14 protein-coding genes are annotated in these 18,226 nt (G+C 58.7%); 8 read left to right on the forward strand and 6 right to left on the reverse strand.

Translation table 11 applies throughout. The annotated features are described in order from the left end of the window. Positions 1–89 precede the first annotated feature (89 nt). From AGR13A_RS06080 to dnaE, 6 genes are all read left to right on the forward strand, one after another. Entirely contained in the window at positions 90–1,757 is a 1,668-nt protein-coding gene (locus AGR13A_RS06080; RefSeq protein ID WP_080834184.1) for a ribonuclease J, read from the forward strand. Positions 1,758–1,937: 180 nt separating this feature from the next. Next, positions 1,938–2,207 (forward strand): DUF1467 family protein, encoded by a 270-nt coding sequence (locus AGR13A_RS06085; protein WP_035217654.1) that lies wholly within the window; start codon positions 1,938–1,940, stop codon positions 2,205–2,207. Between the two features lie 728 nt (positions 2,208–2,935). Further along, positions 2,936–4,258 carry a proline--tRNA ligase gene (gene proS / locus AGR13A_RS06090; RefSeq protein ID WP_080836613.1) on the forward strand — a complete coding sequence of 441 codons (1,323 nt, stop codon included), beginning with the start codon at positions 2,936–2,938 and terminating at the stop codon, positions 4,256–4,258. A 124-nt stretch (positions 4,259–4,382) separates the two neighbouring features. Then, complete coding sequence (locus AGR13A_RS06095) at positions 4,383–5,690, forward strand: lipoprotein-releasing ABC transporter permease subunit (protein WP_035217652.1); 1,308 nt, start codon at positions 4,383–4,385, stop codon at positions 5,688–5,690. Positions 5,691–5,705: 15 nt separating this feature from the next. Continuing rightward, entirely contained in the window at positions 5,706–6,389 is a 684-nt protein-coding gene (locus tag AGR13A_RS06100; RefSeq protein WP_035217649.1) for an ABC transporter ATP-binding protein, read from the forward strand. Positions 6,390–6,864: 475 nt separating this feature from the next. After that, positions 6,865–10,368, forward strand: a complete 3,504-nt coding sequence (gene dnaE / locus AGR13A_RS06105; RefSeq protein WP_080834186.1) for a DNA polymerase III subunit alpha — start codon at positions 6,865–6,867, stop codon at positions 10,366–10,368. A gap of 21 nt (positions 10,369–10,389) precedes the next feature. Here the strand turns inward: dnaE and AGR13A_RS06110 are convergent, their stop codons facing one another. The 3 genes from AGR13A_RS06110 to AGR13A_RS06120 all read right to left on the reverse strand — a co-directional run bounded on the left by AGR13A_RS06110 (position 10,390) and on the right by AGR13A_RS06120 (position 13,458). Further along, positions 10,390–11,628, reverse strand: a complete 1,239-nt coding sequence (locus tag AGR13A_RS06110) for a L,D-transpeptidase family protein (protein WP_080834187.1) — start codon at positions 11,626–11,628, stop codon at positions 10,390–10,392. 167 nt (positions 11,629–11,795) lie between these two features. After that, positions 11,796–13,079, reverse strand: a complete 1,284-nt coding sequence (locus AGR13A_RS06115; RefSeq protein WP_080834189.1) for a DNA polymerase IV — start codon at positions 13,077–13,079, stop codon at positions 11,796–11,798. Between the two features lie 70 nt (positions 13,080–13,149). Next, positions 13,150–13,458, reverse strand: coding sequence for a DUF3572 domain-containing protein (locus AGR13A_RS06120; protein WP_035217637.1), 309 nt, complete (start codon positions 13,456–13,458; stop codon positions 13,150–13,152). A 131-nt stretch (positions 13,459–13,589) separates the two neighbouring features. On the opposite strand from AGR13A_RS06120, the gene AGR13A_RS06125 reads away from it, so the two are divergent. Next, complete coding sequence (locus AGR13A_RS06125) at positions 13,590–13,961, forward strand: response regulator (RefSeq protein WP_003496409.1); 372 nt, start codon at positions 13,590–13,592, stop codon at positions 13,959–13,961. A gap of 18 nt (positions 13,962–13,979) precedes the next feature. Next, the gene (locus AGR13A_RS06130) at positions 13,980–15,350 is read left to right on the forward strand and encodes a PleD family two-component system response regulator (protein WP_080834190.1); all 1,371 of its coding nucleotides are present in this window, start codon (positions 13,980–13,982) and stop codon (positions 15,348–15,350) included. A gap of 550 nt (positions 15,351–15,900) precedes the next feature. Here the strand turns inward: AGR13A_RS06130 and AGR13A_RS06135 are convergent. The 3 genes from AGR13A_RS06135 to AGR13A_RS06145 form a co-directional block, all read right to left on the reverse strand. Further along, entirely contained in the window at positions 15,901–16,479 is a 579-nt protein-coding gene (locus AGR13A_RS06135) for a dihydrofolate reductase family protein (RefSeq protein ID WP_080834192.1), read from the reverse strand. A gap of 322 nt (positions 16,480–16,801) precedes the next feature. Next, positions 16,802–16,969, reverse strand: a complete 168-nt coding sequence (gene rpmG, locus AGR13A_RS06140) for a 50S ribosomal protein L33 (RefSeq protein ID WP_003496403.1) — start codon at positions 16,967–16,969, stop codon at positions 16,802–16,804. 89 nt (positions 16,970–17,058) lie between these two features. Then, on the reverse strand, positions 17,059–18,222 hold the full coding sequence (locus tag AGR13A_RS06145) for an MFS transporter (protein WP_167377521.1): 1,164 nt from the start codon (positions 18,220–18,222) through the stop codon (positions 17,059–17,061). Positions 18,223–18,226 lie beyond the last annotated feature (4 nt).

An 18,226-nucleotide genomic window follows, 5' to 3' on the forward strand; every position in this document is an offset into this window, starting at 1 on the left:
ATGGTTTAACAGGTCCGATGCTGGTAACCGGCGCGGGGCGCGGCAGTTCGCCGTCGCTCGCGCTCTCTCGTGAATGGATAAGAAGAACAATGGCTAAACAGGACGAACTGGTATTTTTGCCGCTTGGCGGCGTCGGTGAAATCGGCATGAATCTGGCGCTTTACGGATACGGTCCGGCAAGCAAGCGCGAATGGATCATGGTGGATTGCGGCGTGACCTTTGCCGGTCTCGATCTGCCCGGTGTCGATCTGGTGTTGCCTGACATCACCTATATCGCCGAGCAGAAGAAAAACCTCAAAGGCATCATCATCACCCACGCTCACGAGGATCACTACGGCGCGCTGAACGATCTGTGGCCCGGCCTCAACGTGCCGGTCTATGCCTCGGGCTTCACCGCCGGCATGCTGGAGGCGAAACGCGCCTATGAGGGCACGCGCGCCGAAATTCCGGTGACGCCGTTCAAGGCGGGTGACCGCATCAATGTCGGCCCCTTTGAGATCGAGGCAGTCGGCGTCAACCACTCCATTCCCGAGCCGATGTCTCTGGTCATCCGCACGCCGCTCGGTAACGTCATTCATACCGGCGACTGGAAAATCGACGAGGCGCCGTCGCTTGGTCCGTTGACGGATGAAGCCCGCTTTCGCGCCATCGGCGAAGAAGGCGTGCTGGCGCTGATGTGCGACAGCACCAACTCAGTTCGTGACGGTGTCTCGCCTTCCGAACACGAGGTTTCCGAAGGCCTGCGGCAGATCATTGAAAATGCCGAGGGTCGCGTGGCCGTCACCACCTTCTCCTCCAATGTCGGGCGTATCCGCTCGATCGCGCAGGCTGCGGAGGCGGCAGGCCGTGAAGTTTTGCTGCTTGGCTCCTCGCTGAAACGCGTCGTCAATGTCTCGCAGGATCTCGGTATCATGGAAGGCATCAAGCCGTTCCTCGCCGAAGACGAATATGGCTACATTCCACGCAACAAGGTGGTGCTGATCCTCACCGGTTCGCAGGGGGAACCGCGCGCAGCACTGGCCAAGCTTTCGCGTGACGAGATGCGCAATGTGGCGCTGGCTGCGGGAGACACCGTCGTGTTTTCCTCGCGCGCCATCCCCGGCAATGAGAAGGCGATCATCGATATCAAGAACGGCCTGATCGAGCAGGGCGTCCATATTATCACCGACAATGAGGCTCTGGTTCACGTTTCCGGCCATCCGCGCCGCAACGAACTTCTGAAGATGTATGAATGGACGAAGCCGCAGATCGTCGTGCCTGTTCATGGCGAGGCCGCGCATCTGGTGGCTCAGAAGGAACTGGCTGAGCAGGCCGGCATTTCGCAGGTGCCGAAGGTTCGCAACGGCAATATTCTGCGCCTGGCGCCCGGCCCGGCGGAAGTCATCGACGATGCACCGCATGGCCGCGTTTTCAAGGACGGCAACCTCATCGGCGACATGGATGAGATGGGCATCAGCAATCGCCGCAAGCTTTCCTTTGCCGGCCATGTCTCCGTCAATGTCGTGCTGGACAGCCGTTACGACTTCCTCGGCGATCCCGATGTCGTGCCTTTCGGCCTGCCGGAATTCGATGATGAGGGCGAGGACATGGAGGATACGCTTTATGACGCCGTTCTCGGCGCCGTGGAGAGCATTCCCCGCGCCCGTCGCAAGGATCTGGAACTGCTGCGCGAAGCGGTGCGCCGCGCCGTGCGCGCCGCCGCCAACCAGACCTGGGGCAAGAAGCCGATCGTGACGGTTTTCGTCACGAAGGTCTAAGCAGCCGGAAAGCCTGATGGCGGTCAGTTGCTGAAAAACGATCGCCCTTATTCGAGACAGGGCTTGCGCTGCAAAGCGCGGCCCTGTTTCCATTCATGGCTTTTTACGCTTGTGGCAGGGAAGTGATTCCGGTTTACGGATGAATGCGTTACAAGGGACGCATCATGCAGGGAGGATGTTATGCCGCTTCTTTCGGTCTTCGCCGTTTATTTCATCGTCTGGTGGACGGTTCTTTTTATCGTGCTGCCGATCGGACTTCGTACCCAGGCGGAAGAGGGCGATGTGGCGCTGGGCACGGTCGCAAGCGCACCGTCCCGGTTCAGAGGCGGTCGCATCGTTCTGTGGACGACGCTGATATCCGCGCTGATCTGCGGCATCTGGTATGGCGGCGGCTGGTGGTTCGGCATCAGCCTTGACGATCTGCCGAGAATTATTCCCGTTTACGACTGAAGTATCGTCCTTCCGGGCCTGGGCGGGAATTCACGCCGCCAAATGTCTGTCTTGGAAACAGTTTGCATCCTGCGAGACGCTGGGCGAAATGAATCTAGGATCAAGGCCGCAATGACGGGGGTATGGCGACACTCTGGCGGTGCTGTCCGCTTCTCCACAAGGCGCAGGAGACTGTCATATGGATGTCATCTCCGTCGTGCACACAGCATGAGCGTGTCTGGCAGCCGATTCACCGCCACAATTTTACCGGAATGGCGAGCCGGGGTGTAATCGCGTCGATGAATCAAAAAAAAACAAGGCTTTTCAGCCTTGTTTTTCAGGTTTCGCGTGATCTGTAACCGTTGCCGGGGCTGCGAACGAGCGCGCCTAAGATCTGATCCTCCCAAGACTGACCGCGAAAACGGCAAGAATTTAGACTTCCTGCCTCTTTTGTAAGCTAAAGCTAGCTTAATCACCCATGCTTGTCATCTCATTTTTTGCATATTTGTTACAGTCGGCAAAAAATTCCCTGTGGTGCAATTTGTCGCACCGGAACAAGAATAATATTCCCATCAAAGCGTTTTGACGCGAATTAGCTATCGCGAAAATGCCATGAAATCGCCTTGCGGGCTCTTTTCATGGCGGGTTTTCTTCTTGGCGGGAAACGGCTATATCCGGCGCCAATATCCCTTTATTCGGGGCGATTCCCGCGCCTTTGCGCGCTCTCGTCCACATCAATGGAAGCCGTCATGCGTCTCAGCCGTTATTTCATGCCCATCCTGAAGGAAAACCCCAAGGAAGCGGAGATCGTCTCCCACCGCCTGATGCTGCGCGCGGGCATGATCCGGCAGCAGTCGGCTGGCATTTATTCCTGGCTGCCGCTCGGCAAGCGTGTGCTGGACAAGGTCAACAGGATCATCCGGCAGGAGCAGGATCGCTCGGGCGCCATCGAGCTTCTGATGCCGACGCTGCAATCGGCCGAGCTCTGGCAGGAAAGCGGTCGTTATGATGACTACGGCAAGGAAATGCTGCGCATCAAGGACCGTCAGGACCGCCAGATGCTGTATGGCCCCACAAACGAGGAGATGATCACCGACATCTTCCGTTCCTATGTGAAGTCCTACAAGAACCTGCCGCTGAACCTCTATCATATCCAGCTGAAGTTCCGCGACGAGGTTCGTCCGCGTTTCGGCACCATGCGCTCGCGTGAGTTCCTGATGAAGGACGCCTATTCCTTCGATCTGACCAAGGAAGACGCGATCCATTCCTATAACAAGATGTTCGTGGCTTACCTGCGCACCTTCGAGCGCCTTGGCCTGCGCGCCATTCCGATGCGCGCCGATACCGGCCCGATCGGCGGCAATCACAGCCATGAATTCATCATCCTGGCTGATACCGGTGAATCCGAGGTCTTCTGCCACAAGAGCTTCCTCGACCGCGCCATTCCCGCTGAAAATACCGATTTCGACGATGTCGCGGCGCTTCAAGGCGTTTTCGACGAATGGACGGCCGATTACGCTGCCACTTCCGAAATGCACGACGAAGCCGCCTATGACGCCATTCCCGATGGCGAGCGCCTTTCCGCACGCGGTATCGAAGTCGGCCATATCTTCTATTTCGGCACCAAATATTCCGAGCCGATGGGCGCGAAAGTGCAGGGCAAGGACGGCAAGGAACACCCTGTCCACATGGGTTCCTATGGCATTGGGCCGACACGCCTTGTTCCCGCCATCATTGAAGCATCGCATGACGAGAACGGAATCATCTGGCCTGCTTCGGTTGCTCCTTTCGATGTTGTCATCATCAACATGAAGGCTGGCGACGAGGCCTGCGATGCGGCTTGCGAAAAGCTGTATTACTCGCTGTCGAATGCCGGCAAGGATGTTCTTTACGACGACACCGACGATCGTGCCGGCCAGAAATTTGCCACCGCCGACCTCATCGGCGTGCCGTTGCAGATCATCGTCGGACCGCGTTCGGTCGCGAATGGCGAGGTCGAAGTGAAGGACCGCAAGACCGGCGAGCGTGAAACCGTCACGATCGAGGCGGCAATGAACAGGGTGCTTGCCTAAGCACGAATGGAAAGATGGGAGCGGCCTTCACCCGAAGACCGCTCCAGTTTTAGAGCGGATGCCGCAGAGATTGGGACCGGTCTTTGAAAAGACCGATCTTGCAAGGTGAGATCAGGGAGACGAAATGGCAAAGGCCGAGGCTGACAAAGGTGCGGCTCCTTCCGTCCGGGAAAAGACCGCCCGGCCGTTTTCCGCTTTCGAGCGCATGGTGGCCTGGCGTTATCTGCGGTCACGGCGCAAGGAAGCGTTCATTTCCGTCATCGCCGGCTTCTCCTTTGTCGGCATCATGCTGGGTGTTGCGACGCTGATCATTGTCATGGCTGTGATGAACGGTTTCCGCACGGAGCTGATTTCGCGCATTCTTGGCATTAACGGCCACATGATTGTTCAGCCGATCGACCAGCCCTTCAATAATTATGATGAGCTGGCGAAGAAGTTCGCTGCCGTTCCGGGTGTCACCATGGCCCTGCCGCTGGTGGAGGGACAGACCCTGGCCTCCGGTCGCGGCGGCGCAGGCTCCGGCGCGCTGGTGCGCGGTGTGCGTCAGGACGATATCGACAAGATCAAGGAAGTCTCCACCAACATCAAGACCGGCGATCTCGTCGGCTTCATGGCGGGCGACGGCGTTCTGGTCGGCTCGCGGCTTGCCGCACAGCTTGGCGTAACGGCGGGTGATGACATCACGCTCATTTCGCCGGAAGGCGACGTGACGCCGATGGGCGTCAATCCGCGCGTCAAATCCTACAAGATATCGGGTGTCTTCGAGATCGGCATGTCGGAATATGACGCCTCGATGATCTATATGCCCTTGTCGGAAGCCCAGCTTTATTTCAATGCCGACGGTATCGTGCAGTCCATCGAGCTTTACGTCAGCCGTCCCGATGATGTCGACGGAATCCGCCCTCTCGTGGAACAGGCCGCCGAACGGCAGATCTATATCACCGACTGGAGACAGCGAAACCAGACCTTCTTCTCCGCCCTGCAGGTGGAAAGAAACGTCATGTTCATGATCCTCACCCTCATCGTTCTGGTGGCGGCGCTCAACATCATTTCCGGCCTCATCATGCTGGTCAAGGACAAGGGCAGCGATATCGCCATTCTGCGCACCATGGGCGCCAGTTCCGGCGCCGTCATGCGCATCTTCTTCATGACCGGGGCGGCCATCGGCACGGTCGGCACCTTCGCCGGCGTGGCGCTCGGCGTTATCGTCTGCCTCAACGTGGAATCCATCCGGCAATTCTTCTCCTGGATATCAGGCACGGTATTGTTCGATCCGCAGCTCTATTTCCTGAGCCAGCTGCCGGCTGAAATGGATTTGAGCGAGACCATCACCGTCGTCATCATGGCGCTGACGCTTTCTTTCCTGGCAACGATCTTTCCGGCATGGCGGGCTTCCAAGCTCGATCCGGTGCAGGCCCTGCGTTACGAATAAGGACCGCTTCGCAATATGGCAAAAAAAACAGTGCTGCGGCTTACCGGCGTGGAACGGACTTACGGTCAGGGTGAAACGTCGCTTTCCATCCTGCGCAAGGCCGATTTTGAATTGAAGAGCGGTGAGATGGTGGCGCTCGTCGCCCCCTCGGGCACGGGCAAGTCCACGCTGCTGCATCTGGCAGGGCTTCTGGAGCATCCCGATGCCGGCGAGGTCTTCATCAACGGTGCGCCCTGCAATGGGCTGGGCGACGAAACCCGCACGGCGATCCGCCGCAGCGATATCGGCTTCGTCTACCAGTTCCATCACCTGCTGCCGGAATTTTCAGCGGTGGAGAATGTGATGATGCCACAGCTCATCGCCGGTCTGACGCAGGCTGAAGCCCGCAAGCGTGCCAGCGCGTTGCTCGACTATATGCGCGTCGGTCATCGCGGCGAACATCGCCCGGCCGAACTGTCCGGCGGTGAACAGCAGCGCGTGGCCATTGCGCGCGCGGTTGCCAATGCGCCGCTCCTGCTGCTCGCCGACGAGCCGACCGGCAACCTCGACCCGGAAACCGCGCATTATGTGTTCGATGCGCTGGAGGCGCTGGTGCGCCAGTCCGGTCTTGCAGCACTGATCGCTACTCATAATCACGAGCTCGCCAACCGCATGGATCGCCGTGTGACACTCGCCGACGGGAAGATCGTCGATTTCTGATCGTGACTGCGCAGGGCGATCATTGTAACGCCCTGGCCGAACTGGTGAGTCTTTTCATCCCGCGTCTCCCAGACGGCTGATTACCCTTCCACAACTGAATTTTTCCGAACCCGGATGCGTTTTTTGCCTCCGGGTTTTTTGCTTTGGAGTCAGGGGCTTGCCGACAACGCCGACGGAACCCCGGCTGATTCTGTTGCGTTAGCAAGAGGAACATCAGCAGAACCCTGTTGACAATCGAACAAAATGAGAACAAAGTTGGAACATAACGAGTAAGGAGAGACCAATGACTGATTTCATCCGTGACGTTGCCGCTTTCGCTTCCATCGCTGTCTTTGTTGCCAGCTTTTCGGTGATCCTCACCGCGCTGTGAAGGACGCACCGGCGCAGAAGCCTGTATAGAGGCCGCAAGGCTGTGGACTTTGAGCGCCGGAAATCGGAAAATCGCCCCCTCGATTCAGAATGACAGGACGACGATATGGGCGATACGGTTGTGCGTGGAGAAACCTCTGGCGGAACGCTGAAGACCCCCGGTTTTGTCCATTTGCGGGTACATTCCGCCTACTCCCTGCTTGAGGGGGCCTTGCCCCTCAAGAAAATCATGTCCAAGGCCGTTGCTGACGGTCAGCCGGCCATCGCCATTACCGACACCAACAATCTTTTCGTTGCGCTGGAGTTTTCCGAAAAGGCGCGCGATGAGGGCCTGCAGCCGATCATCGGCTGTCAGGTGTCGATTGACATGCAGGATGCGGCGGATGATCGCCGCAACCATAATAGCCACCTCACGAAGCTTCCCGCCATCGTGCTTCTGGCTGCCAATGCCGAAGGATACGAGCGGCTGGTGGATTTGATCAGCCGCGCCTATCTGGACGGTGAGGGCAGCGGTGGCCATTCCGTGCATATTACCCGCGCATGGCTGGAGGAAGCCTCTAATGCCGGGCTGATCGCGTTGACGGGTGCCTCTAGCGGTCCCGTTGATATGGCCCTGAAGGATGGGCATGCATCCCAGGCAAAAGACCGCCTGCTGACGCTGAAGTCGCTTTTCGGTGACAGTCTCTACATCGAATTACAGCGCCAGTCCGGTTACGACCGCGCCCATGAGCGGCGGCTGATCGGACTTGCCTATGAACATGATATTCCGCTGGTCGCCACCAATGAGGCGTTTTTCCCTTCAAAGGCCGATTACGAGGCCCATGATGCGTTGATGGCGGTGGCGCACAATGCCATCGTTTCCGATGACAGCCGGTTTCGCCTGACCCCCGACCATTATCTGAAAAGCCGCGAGGAGATGACGGCGTTGTTTGCCGACCTTCCCGAGGCGCTGGAAAACACCATCGAGATCGCCCTGCGCTGCTCCTACGTGCTGAAGAAGCGCGGACCGATCCTGCCGCGCTTTACCGGCGCCAGCGACGATCCCGAGGCGGCGGAACGGGCCGAATCCGACGAGCTGCGCCGGCAGGCGGTCGAAGGGCTGGATCAGCGCCTTTCAGCGCTCGGCATGGCTGAGGGCTATACCGAACAGGACTATCGCGAAAGGCTTGATTTCGAGCTCGGCGTTATCGAGCGCATGCGGTTTCCCGGCTACTTCCTCATCGTTGCCGACTTCATCAAATGGGCCAAGCAGCAGGATATTCCGGTGGGTCCCGGTCGCGGTTCGGGCGCGGGATCGCTTGTCGCCTATGCGCTGACCATCACCGATGTCGACCCCCTGCGCTTCTCGCTGCTGTTCGAACGCTTCCTGAACCCCGAACGCGTGTCGATGCCCGACTTCGATATCGACTTCTGCCAGGATCGCCGCGAAGAGGTGATCCGTTACGTGCAGCGCAAATATGGCCGCGAGCAGGTGGCGCAGATCATCACCTTCGGTTCGCTGCAGGCGCGCGCGGCCTTGCGTGACGTCGGCCGCGTGCTGGAAATGCCCTATGGGCAGGTGGACAAGATCTGCAAGCTGGTGCCCAACAACCCGGCCAATCCGACACCGCTGTCGAAGGCGATCGAGGAGGAGCCGCGCCTGCAGGAGGAGGCCGACAAGGAGCCGGTCGTCGCCCGCCTGCTGGATATCGCCCAGAAGATCGAAGGGCTTTACCGCCACGCTTCCACCCATGCCGCTGGTATCGTCATCGGCGACCGGCCGCTGTCGAAGCTGGTGCCGATGTATCGCGATCCGCGCTCGGACATGCCGGTCACCCAGTTCAACATGAAATGGGTCGAAAGCGCCGGCCTCGTCAAATTCGACTTCCTCGGCCTGAAAACGCTGACGGTGCTGAAGGTGGCCGTCGATTTCGTTGCCAAGCGTGGCATCAAGGTCGATCTTGCCGCAATTCCGCTGGATGACGCCAAAACCTACGAGATGCTGTCGCGCGGCGAAACCATCGGCGTGTTCCAGGTGGAAAGTGCCGGCATGCGCAAGGCGCTGATCGGCATGCGGCCGGACTGCATCGAGGATATCATCGCGCTGGTGGCGCTTTATCGTCCGGGACCGATGGAAAACATCCCGGTCTATAATGCCCGCAAACATGGCGAGGAGGAGCTGGAGTCCATCCACCCCACCATTGACCATCTGCTCAAGGAAACGCAAGGCGTTATCGTCTACCAGGAACAGGTGATGCAGATCGCCCAGGTTCTGTCAGGTTACTCGCTCGGCGAGGCCGATCTTCTGCGCCGTGCCATGGGCAAGAAGATCAAGGAGGAGATGGACAAGCAGCGCGAACGTTTCGTCGATGGCGCCATCAAGAACGGCGTGTCGAAACCGCAGGCCGATACCATCTTCGACCTTCTGGCGAAGTTCGCCAATTACGGCTTCAACAAGAGCCATGCCGCGGCCTACGCCATCGTGTCCTACCAGACCGCCTATATGAAGGCGCATTATCCGGTGGAGTTCCTGGCGGCCTCCATGACGCTCGATATGGCGAACACGGAAAAGCTCAACGATTTCCGCCAGGATGCCGGCCGCCTTGGCATCGAGGTCGTCGCACCTTCGGTGCAGACCTCCTTCCGGCAATTCGAGACGGGAGAAAACCGCATCTATTATTCGCTGGCCGCCATCAAGGGCGTGGGCGAGGGGGCGGTGGAGCACATCGTCTCCGTACGCGATGGCAAGCCGTTTACGAGCCTTGAGGATTTCTGCCTGCGCATCGACCCCAAGCAGATCAACCGGCGTGTGCTGGAAAGCCTTATCAATGCCGGCGGTTTTGATTGTTTCGGCCGCGACCGCGCCGAACTGATCGGCGGACTGGACCGGATCATCGGTTATTCGCAGCGCGCTCAGGAAAGCCGTGTCACCGGCCAGTCGGACATGTTCGGCTCCGGCGGCGCGAATGGGCCGGAAAAGCTCGTGCTGCCTGCCTTCCAGCCCTGGCTTGCCTCGGAAAAACTGCTGCGCGAATATCAGGTGCTCGGTTTTTACCTGACCGCCCACCCGCTCGATACCTATCGTCCCGTGCTGGAGAAATTGCGGGTGCAGAATTTCGCCGATTTTTCAGCGGCGGTGAAACAGGGGGCGACCGCCGGGCGTCTGGCCGGGACGGTGACCGGCAAGCAGGAGCGCAAGACCCGCACCGGCAACAAGATGGGCATCGTCACTTTTTCGGATGCCTCAGGCCAATATGAGGCGGTGCTGTTTTCGGAAGGGCTGGGCCAGTTCCGCGATCTGCTCGAGGTCGGCAAATCGCTGGTCATTACCGTGCAGGCGGAAGAGCGTCCGGAAGGTATCGGCCTTCGCATCCAGACGGCGCAATCCTTGGAAGAGAAATCGGTGCAGATGCAGAAGGCCTTGCGCGTTTACGTGCGCGATTCCGGTCCGCTGAAAACCGTGGCACGCCACCTCAACACCAAGGGTGACGGCTCGGTCTATTTCATCGTCATTAAGGATGAGGGTAGCCGCGAGATCGAAGTGGAGCTGACGGAGAAATACCGCATCTCGCCGGAGATCGCCGCCGCGCTGCGGTCTGCACCCGGTGTCGTCGATGTGGAACTGGTGTGAGGCTCAAGCCTCACTCATCACTCATACCGGTCCTTCTTTCGTCACGGTGATGAAGTCCGTTCCGGCGCCTGTCTCCATCTGGTGACTGAGATCGGAAACCGTGATCGAGCTGCCGCTTGTGAGCTCCTGCTCGATCCGGCTGCGTATCTCCGTGGGAATTTCGAGACGGCTAAGCACGGCGCTCAACTGATCGAAACCGCCCGGCGCTTCGGTAACGGAGATGCCGAGCCGCTTGCGGGCCGCCGCCGGTAGGTGGTTTTCCAGCGTCACGCCGTTCCATTCGGCGGTGCCTTTTGCACGGTCCACGGAAACGGCTTCGAAAAAGTGGGTTCCGAGCGCCACCTCCGGATCCCTGATATCGATCGCGGCCTCGAACAGTGGCTTGAAATCCTGCCGCACCATGATCTGGCCGGTCGGGGGATGGTCTTCCCCGGCGGAAGCGTAGAGCGCTGCCACAAAAGCGTCGGTCAGAAGCGGCCCCGTGGTTTTCAGCCCTTTCCAGCGCTTGAAACCGTTGATGGCGCTGATCGTCATTTCTCCGGCATAACCGTCCGCAGAACCGGCATCGAAGCCGAGGCGGGTCAGCACGGTCTGAATATCCATCACCTTTTCCCGTTCGCCGCGCCGCGTAATGAGAATGCGCAGGGGGGAGGATTCCCTAGCCTTTGCGGTGGGTTTAAGGGAATTCGTCTTTTCATTGACGGCAACCTCGACCGTGCCCAAAGCGGCATCGAAGGTCGCCGGGCGCAGCTCGACGTCGGACAGAAGCAGCTTGCCGTCATCGCCATCGTCGCGCGGCTCAAACAGCGCCGGATGCTGCACGAAGCGCAGCGAGACCGGCCGGTCGGTGATGATGACGTGCACGCCGCGCTGGGTGTCTCCGAAGAGTGACTTTGCGAATTTGGAGGGCAGGCGCACGCAACCATGCGAGGCCGGATAATTCGGCACCTTGCCTTCGTGGAGTGCTATTCCGGACCATGTCAGCCGCTGCATGAACGGCATCGGCGCGGCGGAGTAAATATTCGATTCGTGGTATTTGCGCTTTTCCAGGATAGAAAATATGCCGCTCGGCGTCTCGTGACCGGCCTTGCCGGTGGAGACTTTCGATGTGGCGATGATCTCGCCATTTTCATATAGCGCCAGCGACTGATCGTTTTTCGAAACGAGGATTTGCAGCGACCTGCTGTCGGCGGCAAGTGCTGGAAAGGCAAGAATGCTGGCCGACAGCATGCCGGTCAGAAGACTGAGGCGAAGGGACATGACGCAATACACCACATGTACAAAACTTCCCTCACTCAACCATGTGAAGTTTAATGAAGTTTAAGGGTGGGGTAGCTGCAACATCACTAATTTGTGTAAAATCTAAAATAAGTAGGCCCGGCGAGGGGCGGCGCTTGCGCAGCTCCCGCATATCGGACCCCAGGCTGTTATTTGCGTGTGCCGAATGTATAGCCGGTCTCGACACTGCCCTTGCCGAATTTGTCGCGCAGCTTGTCCATGGCCGCTTCCGCCGCCGCTCGCCGCCCGGCCTGCCTGTCGACGAGATCGGGAGGATCGGCAAGGCCCGCATCGCGCAGATCGCTGACGCCGATGCCTAGCAGACGGAATTTGGTGCCGTCGGTTTCCTTTTCCAGCATTGAGAGGCCGGTACGGAATATCCGGTCGGCAAGCTGGGTGGGGTCATCAAGTTTGCGGTTGCGGGTGCGGATCTTGAAGTCGGACGTTTTCATTTTCAGCACCACCGTCTGGCCGGCAATGCCGTTCTTCTTCAGTCGCCAGGCCACTTTTTCGGAAAGCGAGCGCAGGATCGGGACGAGATCGTCGTGGCGGGAAATATCGTTGAAGAAGGTGGTTTCGGAAGACACGCTTTTGACCGGGTCGTTGTCGTGCACATGCCGCTCGTCGATGCCGCGCGAAAGCCGGAAGAGCCTTTGTCCCATCACGCCGTAACGGCGCATCAGATCGCCTTCCTCCATCTCCTGCAGTTGGCCCACCAGCCGGATGCCATCCGCCTCCAGCGTTGCTGCAAATGCCTTGCCGACACCCCAGATTGTCGTCACCGGCCGCGTTGCGAGAAAGGAAAGCGCCTCCGCTTCCCCGATCACCGAAAAACCACGGGGTTTTTTGAGGTCGGATGCGACCTTGGCCAGAAACTTGCAGTAGGACAGCCCGGCCGACACGGTCACGCCGACCTCTTTTTCCACCCGCTTTGCGAATTTCGCCAGCACACGGGCCGGTGGATCGTGGTGAAGTCTCTCGGTTCCGGAAAGGTCGAGAAACGCTTCGTCTATGGAAAGCGGCTGCACAAGCGGCGTCAATTCCTGCATCATGGCCCTGATTTCGCGCCCGACACGGCTGTATTTTTCCATATCGGGCTTGATGACCACCGCTTCCGGGCAGGCTTCCAGCGCCTTGAACATCGGCATGGCGGAACGCACGCCCTGAATGCGGGCAATGTAACAGGCGGTGGAAACCACACCGCGCTTTCCACCGCCAACGATGACCGGCTTGTCGGCAAGCTCGGGATTGTCGCGTTTCTCGACGGAGGCGTAAAAGGCGTCACAATCGATATGGGCGATGCTGAGATCATAGAGTTCGTCATGGTAGACGAGGCGCGGACTGCCGCAGCTACGGCAACGCCTCAGCGCCGCTGGCTGGCCGGCCAGACAGTCTCGGCAAAAACCGGGATCATAGTGGTGCGACGTAAGCATGAACCGAAAACAAAACCAGAACGTTGCCGACCATACTCCGGTGGTGACTTTGGCTCAAGTGGCTGGCCTGTCAATACACGCCTGAATCCAGCCCTGGCCCGGAAAAATGGTGCCAGGCGGCGGCCACTGTTTCGGGAGATGTATCGGTCGCGGCGCAGAAGGCCATGAGATCGGGCTCGTGGCTCATCAGAAAATCGGTGAGGCCCGCCAGAAAGCCGGGATCGTTGACGGCCTGGCGCAGCATGTTGGCCTGCAATCCGCTCAGCGCCAGAAAACGCGCCAGCATGTCCGGCTCGTTTGCCAGCCAGCCAAGTATGGCGGCCGCCGTTTCTTGCGGATCTTTGTCGCCATTGCCTTTGTTTTTCGTATCGCGCAGCATTTCTTCCCCGAAGTTACCTATTTTGAAACCAAATCCCTCTAGCCTTGCGCAACAAATGGACGATGGAATCGGTTCTCTGACAACTTATATGTCTGGGTGAAGGTTTCAAAGTGAAACGGGGACTGCTCACCATGCCCAAGCAGGTCATGATAGTCGAAGACAACGAGCTGAACATGAAGCTCTTTCGCGACCTGATCGAGGCGTCTGGCTATACGACGATCCAGACCCGCAACGGCATGGAAGCGCTGGACCTTGCCCGCAAGCACCGCCCGGACCTCATTCTCATGGATATTCAGCTGCCGGAAGTGTCGGGGCTGGAGGTGACGAAATGGCTGAAGGAGGATGACGAGCTGCATGTCATCCCGGTCATCGCCGTCACGGCGTTTGCCATGAAGGGTGATGAGGAGCGCATTCGTCAGGGCGGATGTGAGGCCTATGTGTCGAAACCGATCTCCGTTCCGAAATTCATCGAAATCATCAAGACCTATCTTGGCGATGCATAAGGCGACTGGGGAACTGTTATGACGGCGAGAGTTCTGGTTGTTGACGACATACCCGCAAACGTCAAGCTTCTCGAGGCGCGGCTGCTGGCGGAGTATTTCGACGTCGTGACTGCCGAGGATGGCTTCAAGGCACTGGCGATCTGCGATGAGGAACAGGTCGATATCATTCTGCTCGACATCATGATGCCGGGCATGGATGGGTTCGAGGTTTGCGAGCGCCTGAAGGCCAACCCCAAAACGGCGCATATTCCCGTTGTCATGGTCACCGCGCTGGATCAGCCGTCCGACCGCGTGCGCGGCCTGAAGGCCGGCGCCGACGATTTTCTGACCAAGCCGGTCAACGACCTCCAGCTGATTGCCCGTGTTAAAAGCCTGGTGCGCCTCAAAGCCGTCAGTGACGAGTTGCGGGCGCGCGCCGAAACGGCAAGGCAGATCGGCATCGAAGAGATGCTGCGCAGCGACGGCCTCATGCAGACGCCCGGTCGCGTTCTTGTGGCGGATGGCCGCGCCAGCTCACAGGAGCGCATCATACGGGCGTTGAAGCCGGTCGCCGAGGTTGATGCCGTCACCGAACCGCAGGCGGCGCTGCTGAAGGCGGCGAGCAACCCCTTCGAGCTTGTCATCGTCAACTCCAATTTCGAAGATTACGATCCGCTGCGATTGTGTTCACAACTCCGCTCGCTGGAGCGCACCCGTTTCCTGCCGCTGCTTCTGGTGGCGGAGCAGGGGGCGGACGATGTGGTGGCGCGGGCGCTCGATCTCGGCGTGAATGATTATATTCTCCGCCCGATCGATCCGAACGAGCTTGTCGCCCGCTCGCTTACGCAGATCAGGCGCAAGCGCTATAACGAGCATCTGCGGCTCAATCTCCAGCACACGATGGAACTTGCCATCGTCGACGGGCTGACCGGCCTCAACAATCGCCGTTATCTCGACAATCATCTCAAGATACTTTTCGACCGCGCCGCCGTCCGTGGTCGACCGATTTCCATTTGCATGACCGACATAGACCGTTTCAAGCTGGTCAACGATACCTATGGCCACGATGTCGGTGACGAAGTCCTGCGGGAATTTGCGACGCGTATTCGCAGCACGGTGCGCGGCGCCGATCTTGCCTGCCGTTATGGCGGGGAAGAATTTGTGGTTGTCATGCCGGATACGCCAATCGAGCTTGCAGCAAGCGTTGCCGAGCGCCTGCGGGCAATCGTTGAGGACAAGCCCTTTTATGTGCGCTCCATCGACCGCGAACTGAGCATTACGGCGTCGCTCGGCATTGCCACCAGCAACGCGGCCTTCGGCACGCCGGACGAGCTTCTGAAACATGCCGACAGGGCTCTCTACGAGGCGAAACACGCCGGGCGCAACCGGGTCGTCGCCGCCGCCGCCTGAACATTCCGGACATGTGAGACGGAAAAGCTTGTCGTCTCTTTTGTGTTTCACACTGGAGATGGCAGCCAACGAATTCAAAAGGCTGCGCCGCACACCCCAAATCCCTGACCTTGCCTGTATTTTATCTTCTTGCAATGAAGGGATGAAATTCAGCAGGATTAATAGAGTTCAAGTTGAAAAATACATTGAATTCAATCTGCCGGGAAACTATAGTGTGCCAGCGTTGTATATTTAACCATGTTTTCCAGGTGATGTATCGCTGGCTTAAGAATTTCTTGATTTTTATTTTACTTCTGCGCAAACTCCCTAATGAGAGTAACAGTTCTTCCGGCGGTTTTTCCGTCTTGTGATGGTGGGATAATGGCGGCCGACACCGCCGTGATTTCGCTCGTCAGGGGCTGGTATTGCGTAGTTCGAATGCCCCATGATGCTCAGGTCCGCCGCATCTCCTGAATCGTGGGGTCGGTCGGCTGACGATGTCCGAATCGGTTCCTCGTGCCGTAATCACATCGTTGGCCGACCGCCTTACTCCCGAAATCCGGCTATGCGCTTATTCCTGCCCTGAAATTTTCGCCGAAGAGCGTCGGTAATGCATGGCAACAACGCCGTTGCTGAGCGGCTTCGCCGAAACCAGTTCGAGCTTTCGCGTGCTCCGTAAGCCGCTTTCATACAGGGTGGGGCCATGGCCGACGATCCTAGGGTGAACGAGGAACTTGTATTCGTCGATCAAATCCAGCCGATCCAGCTCGGCTGCGAGCTTGCCGCTGCCTAGAAGCACGCCTGCCGGGGTCGCATCCTTGAGGTTCTTCACGCCTGTCCACAGATCACCGGTGATGTGGTGGCTATTATTCCATGGGAAGTCGTTTCGCGTTGAGGACACCACGTATTTCGGCTTGGCATCCAGCTTAACCGCCCAGTCACGCATCGGCGGCGGTACCTCCGCTTCGCCGCGAGCGACCGCCGGCCAGTAGCTCTCCATCATCTCGTAGGTGACGCGGCCCCACAGCATCGCTCCGCTCTCGTCCATGAGACGAGTGAAGAAGGCGTGTGTCTCGTCGTCGGCGATACCTTCCTGATGGTCGATACAGCCGTCCAAGGTCACGTTGATGCTGAAGGTCAGTCGTCCCATGCAACAAGCATACAGTCTTGCGATACCGTCGTCACGCGGTTCAGCTGTGGCTGTTGCGGGCAGCGGAACAGCCACTCTGGTGGTCAGTCACGGCGATATGTTTCAGATCGTTCCTGCGGCGTGATTGAGTGCTTGTGATTGTTCGCACACCACGCCCCGCAAGGCGGTGCGAGCGATTGGATTCTTGTCTGCGCTTAAAGTTACTTCGGCTCTGAGTCGCACCAGGGCGGTGCCATCCGAAAATCGGCGGAGACGCCCGATCCCCGCACAAACAAAAAACGCGCCCGTTGGGCGCGCTTTTGTCGGAGAACCCGATCAAGAATTACTTGATCTTGGTTTCCTTGAATTCGACGTGCTTGCGTACAACCGGGTCGTACTTCGTCTTCGTCATCTTGTCCGTGAACGTACGGCTGTTCTTGGTGGTGACGTAGAAGGTACCGGTGTCGGCTGTCGACAGCAGCTTGATCTTGATTGTTGTAGCTTTCGCCATGGTCGTCCTGCCTTTAAACAAAAGAGAAGCCGCAGGCGCTTCTCACCTCGGCTAAATCTGGCGCGAAACTACGTATCGCGCCTGAAAAGTCAAGTCTGTTTTGCCCGGAAAACAAAACGGAAGCCATAAAGCACCACGTAAAGCCCGAAAAATACGGCAAGCGCCCAGGCGAAACCATCGGTGCCTGCGACATCCATGGAAATGCCGACGGCCTGGGGGCCTGCGATCGTACCCATGGCGTAACAGAAGATGAAGGCGGCGTTGGCGGCAACCAGATCGGCGCCTTTGAGGCGCGATCCCAGGTGCGTAAGGCCGACGGTATACATGCCGGAGACGAGGCCGCCCCAGAACAGCAGCAGGGCCGCCACGAGGATCCAGCTGTCCACCAGCACGGGCAGCGCCAGCGTGCCGCAAACGCCCGCAAAGGCCATCAGCGCGAGCATGGTGCGCCGATCCTTCATCCGGTCCGATAACAGGCCGATCGGTATCTGGAAGACCATGTTGCCGATGCCCATCACGGTCAGCAGAAGCGCTGCCTGCGATTCGTTGAAGCCCTCACGCGTCGCATAGATGGGAAAGAGCGACAGGCCGCCCGCCTGCACCGAACCGAACACGAAAGCCGCAGCCGAAGCCATCGGCACCAGCCAGACGTAGCGGACGAAATGGTGGTTGGGCCGCTCATCCAGCTCCGGGCTTTCGCCGCGGGCCATGAAGATGGGAATCGCCGCCAGAAGAATGATTGCCGCCCCGACGATAAAGGGCAGGATACCCTCGCTGCCGACAACGGAGAACAGCAATGGACCGACAGCGAAACCAACCGCAAGCCCCGTGGCATAGATACCGAGAACCATGCCGCGTTTTTTGGGCGGTGCGGTCATGTTGATCCAGTATTCGGACAGGATGAACAGTGTTGTGGTCGCGCCATGGAAGACGATTCGCAGCGGGAACCACATCCAGAAGGCATCGGCGAAATAAAAACAGAGCGCACTCAGCGCCGAAACGACGACCGCAAACAGCATCGTCCGCGCCACGCCGAAATCATGGGCGATCTTGGTCGTCACCGGCGCAGCCATCATCGCCGCGACGCCGGCCATGGCCGAATTGACGCCGATCATGGTGGAGGAGATGCCACGCTTCTCAAGGATGATCGACAGGAGCGGCAGGCCAAGACCGATGGCGACACCGACCGCACTGATGGCGGAAATCGCGGCGATCAGTGAGGGCCAGTGAATGGCATCCGCTTCGCATTTCATCTGT

This window comes from Agrobacterium genomosp. 13 str. CFBP 6927 (genome assembly GCA_900012615.1).
Lineage (GTDB): Bacteria > Pseudomonadota > Alphaproteobacteria > Rhizobiales > Rhizobiaceae > Agrobacterium.